Below are 4,701 nucleotides of genomic sequence, written 5' to 3' on the forward strand. Positions count from 1 at the left end.
AAACGGTCTAACGCCGCCTGACGAACATAGAAGCTGTCTTGAATGAGCGCCGTCCGAACAGACGCATGAACCTCGCCCGACACTGTATGCAGATACCGGCCTGCTTCTTTGGACGACATCGCCGTAAAAGTTTGGGACAGAGCGTTCGACGTTGGAAGAGAATCCAAACCAAGACCAGCAGCGCGCGTATTTTTTGTCGTTCCTGCTTCAGAAAACGACACGTTGTTACGCTCCATAACCAGCGCCAATACAGGGTCGCTGATATTTTTCAGTACAGGGCTCACAAAGGACGAGCCACTCACAAGCCCTGCACCGGCTGCAATTTCCTGTCCAGCTTTCCCCAAATCCCCAACAAAGTTAATTTTATTCTTGTCAGAGGAGGCCAAGACATAAGCCTGCCCATACTGAACCTGCTTATCGCCCGTTACGTGCAGTTGGAAGGATGTGTTGTTGAAGGTCGCCGTTCCCTTCACATCAACAGAACTCCCCTTCTGCACATTATAGGAAATGCCTGCATCATCTTTGATCGTCTGACCACTATTTTGAGCAATAGCATTTACTTGCAGAACAGAGCCCGGATTCATGGTCAAGTTACCATTAACCGTCAACAGCCCCGTTGGATTGCTGCTTGACCCCGGCGTGAGCACACCATGAGAGGCCACATTGACAGAACCGCCAAGTGTGCCTGTCCCAGCTAATGCAGCACCGGAAGCCACCGTCGTTAACCCAGTTGCGTCCTTCTGGTTGCCATCAACCTCCAGACGCCCTGCATTCACAGACGTTGTGTTCTTGTAGCTATTGTTATTCTCAAGAAGAGTGGTGCCCGAACCATTTTGCTCAAACCCACCATTACCCGTGATGTTCTGACCCATCGTTACTGTGTCATTGCGATCAACAGCCAACGTGCCATCATCATTAATAGAGGATGTATTGCTAATAGAGCCCGTATTGCCACCATTGCCAAGCTGGAGGGTTGCTCCCTGCCCAATGGTTGTCGAACCATTATACGTATTCGTGCCTGTTAGGGTTTCTTTGCCGTTCTGAACCGTCAAACTCCCCGCACCAGACAATCCACCATCATAACGACTCTCTGCATTGGTCAACGTCAGGCCTGTATTAAGCGCAACATCGTGACCACCCACCAGCGATCGTGCCGAACTGGCCGCATTGTCGAGCTTAATCTGCCCACCATTTGCAACCAACGTGCCATTAATTGAACTACCATCAAGCGTTAACGAACCGTTATTTTGCTCAACATCGCCCGCCACGACGCTATTCTGGTCAAGCACCGCCGCGCCAGTGTTGGTCACACTGCCCACAGAACCGCCATGTGACGTAAAGGTGCTATGGTTCGTCACAGCACCACCAACGCTGCCATGGTCAACGGTGGCTTCGCCCCCAGCTACCGTTAAAGCGCCATTAACCTTGCTGCCTGTCAAACTGAAAGAGCCGCTATTTTGCTCAACGTCTCCTTCAACAACGCTCCCCGAGTTCAGAGTAGCACCACCTGTGTTTGTCAAACGACCGACAGCACCGTTATTCTTAACGAACAAGCTCCCGCCATTATCAACAGAACCAGCAACAGTGCCGGAATTGACGGTCGCTGTTCCAGAAGCAATAGCGAGCTTGCCGTTAACCTTACTCTTATCAAGGGTAAACGAGCCTCCATTCTGAGCAACATCCCCTTCAACAACACTGCTCTGGTTAAGAGAAGCATCACCCGTGTTCGTCAAGCTCCCAACTGTACCGCCAGCCTGACCATCAAAAGTACCGCTATTGATGACAGCGCCAGCAAGCGTGCCCGCGACCGTGCTATGGCCCGCATTCTCAAGAGCACCATCAAGAGAACCGCCCTTTGCTAAGACCAGTCCTCCAGCGCGATCAACAATCGTGTTCTCGGCATTATGGTTTTGACCTGTCAGGGTCTCCGTTCCCTGATGAACGGTCAGTCCGCCACCATTGAAGGAACCGCTATAGGTGCCGTTACCATTCGCGTCAGTCAACGTCAGACGACCAGTAAACTGACCCGCACCATTGCCACTGAGCGAGCCCGCACTAGCGCCGCCTTGCCCAACAGTCAGCGTGCTGCCATCTGCTGTGTTGACCGCTCCTGTGACCGTTCCGCGGTCAAGAGTGGTCGCTCCTTTATTCTCAAGAGCTGTAATAGAGCCACCTGACGTTACCGCCAGACCCGCGTCCTTCTCAACAGTCGTCAGACCCGTATAATCATTCTGACCCGTCAAGGTCGCAAGACCGCCAGTGACATCAACCGCCCCCTGGCCGTGCATCGCTCCGCTATAAACATCTGTCGGGTTCGCATGAGTAAGGGTCAGGGTGCTCTTGTCATTCAGAACCCCAGTTCCGCTGCCCGCAAGAGAGCCCGCTGTGGCATTGTTCGTGACGCTAAAGTGGCTGCCTGCCTCGTTATTAAACGTGCCCTGAACCGTTGTGCCATCAAGGTTCGCTTGGCCCTTATTGTCCAAGCTCCCAACTGTGCCGCCAGCCTGACCATCAAAAGTACCGCTATTGATGACAGCGCCAGCAAGTGTGCCCGCGACCGTGCTATGGCCCGCATTCTCAAGAGCACCATCAAGTGAGCCGCCCTTCGCTAAGACCAGTCCGCCAGTGCGATCAACAATCGTGTTCTCGGCATTATGGTTTTGACCTGTCAGGGTCTCCGTTCCCTGATGAACGGTCAGTCCGCCACCATTGAAGGAACCGCTATAGGTGCCGTTACCATTCGCGTCAGTCAACGTCAGACGACCGTTAAATTGACCCGCACCATTGCCACTGAGTGAGCCCGCACTAGCGCCGCCTTGCCCAACGATCAGTTTACTGCCGTCTGCTGTGTTGACCGCTCCGGTGACGGCCGCACCATTATCAAAGCCCGTCGTCGTCCCCGCCTTAGCTGTGAGACTATTGAGGGTCGTTTTGGTGCCATAATTAATCGTTGAGCCTGCGGTTGAATTCTCCTCATCACCAAGCTGAGCATTGGTGTAATTCAGAGTTCCATAATTCTCTCGGCCACCATTGAGCTTGCTACCATTGCCATCAAGGAAAGCGACCCCATGATTAACCAGCTTACCCGTAAGCGCTGAGTTCAGGTGAAGGGTTCCATCTTTCCCAACCGTGGTCGCACCTTGGTAATTATTCTCTCCGTTAAGGGTGGTCGACCCTCCTAGAATGCTGATACCACCATTCTGGCCGCCATTTAATGTGCCGGAATAAACACTCGATGCACCATCTGTCCCCTTCAAGGTCAGGACACCATCAAGCTGCCCGGTGCCCGCGCCATTCAGAGAACTCGCACTGGTTCCACCTGTACCAACGGTCAGATGACTGCCATCCTCTGTCGTAATGCCATGCGTCACAACCGCGCCATCTTGCAACAGAGTGTTTGTGCCTCTTTGTCCCGTAAGGCTATTTAAGGTCGTATTCCGCCCATACGCGATTTTACCGCCCGTAGCGTTAACTTCATCGCCGAACTGTGCGTTCGTATAGCCTAATGTCCCTGTGTTCTCTAAGTTAAGCTTAAGATGTTGGCCGTTTCCATCAACAAAGGTGGTTCCCTGATTGACCAACTTGCCCGCTAGCGTTGAGTTAAGGTTCAGGGTCGCACCAGCGTCAACCGTGGTCGCACCTTGGTAGTTATTCCGCCCCGAAAGGGTTGCCGTCGCACCATTGGCAAGCGTGACACCCTTATCATTCGTACCGGTAATAGCCCCGGAATAATCACTCCCTTGACCAGTCAGCGTCAGGCCACCGCCTTGCTCAAGCGTGGTGTTACCACTCCCACTGAGTGTGCCAACTTGCGCGCCCTTTTGCGTGACATCAACCGTGCTGCCATCAGCCGTGGTGACAGCACCATTAATCGTCGCGCCATCAAGCTTCGCAAGCGCCGTCCCTTGGTTGTTCAGACTGCTCGCTGAGCCGGAAAGCGTCGTCTGACCCGCGAAGTTAGTGATCGCTCCTGCCTTACCCGTAAAGGTCGTCGTGCCAACGTTGGTAATCTCCCCGACAGTGCCGTTCAACGTCAGGTTCGCACCCGGCCCAACAGTCGTATCGCCACTATAGCTGTTTTGTCCTGAAAGAGTCGCTATCGCACCGTTGGAAACCGTTAAACCACCATCATTCGTACCGGTAAGATTACCTGTATAATGACCATCCGTACCCCTCAGAGTCAGCCCTGCACCCTGCGCAAGGGTCATGTTGCCACTCCCGTTAAGGGAACCTGCATCCACACCACCCTGCGTTGCATGAACCGTGCTACCGCTCGCCACTGTCAGAGCACCAGTAATCCTCGCAGCAAGATTCGCTAACGCTGTTCCTTGATTAGTAAAGCTACTCGCCGACCCAATAAGCGTGGTTGTACCGGCTTGGTTGGTGACAGCACCCACTTGCCCCGTCAACGTCGTCGTACCAGATTGGTTCGTGACATCCCCGGCCTTACCCGTAAAGGTCGTCGTGCCACTGTTGTTAATCGCCCCAATAACGCCATACCCCAGCGTCAGGTTCGCGTTCTGGCCAACCGTCGTCACACCTTGATACTGATTTTGCCTAGAGCTAGAAAAAAACGCTGTCGCACCGTTGGCAAGCGTCAGACCCTTATCATTCGTACCGGTAATGCTACCTGTGTAATGACTCCCAGTGCCATTCAGCGTCAGGCCACCGCCCTGTTCAAGCGTGGTGTTCCCACTCCCA

At 53.6% G+C, this 4,701-nt stretch carries 1 protein-coding gene; it reads right to left on the reverse strand.

Going from position 1 to position 4,701, the window contains the following annotated elements:
- The coding region (locus F457_RS0111440) for a beta strand repeat-containing protein (RefSeq protein WP_018981278.1) at nucleotides 1-4,701 on the reverse strand (4,701 nt) is incomplete at both ends.

The organism is Saccharibacter floricola DSM 15669 (assembly GCF_000378165.1).
Taxonomy (GTDB): Bacteria; Pseudomonadota; Alphaproteobacteria; order Acetobacterales; family Acetobacteraceae; genus Saccharibacter; species Saccharibacter floricola.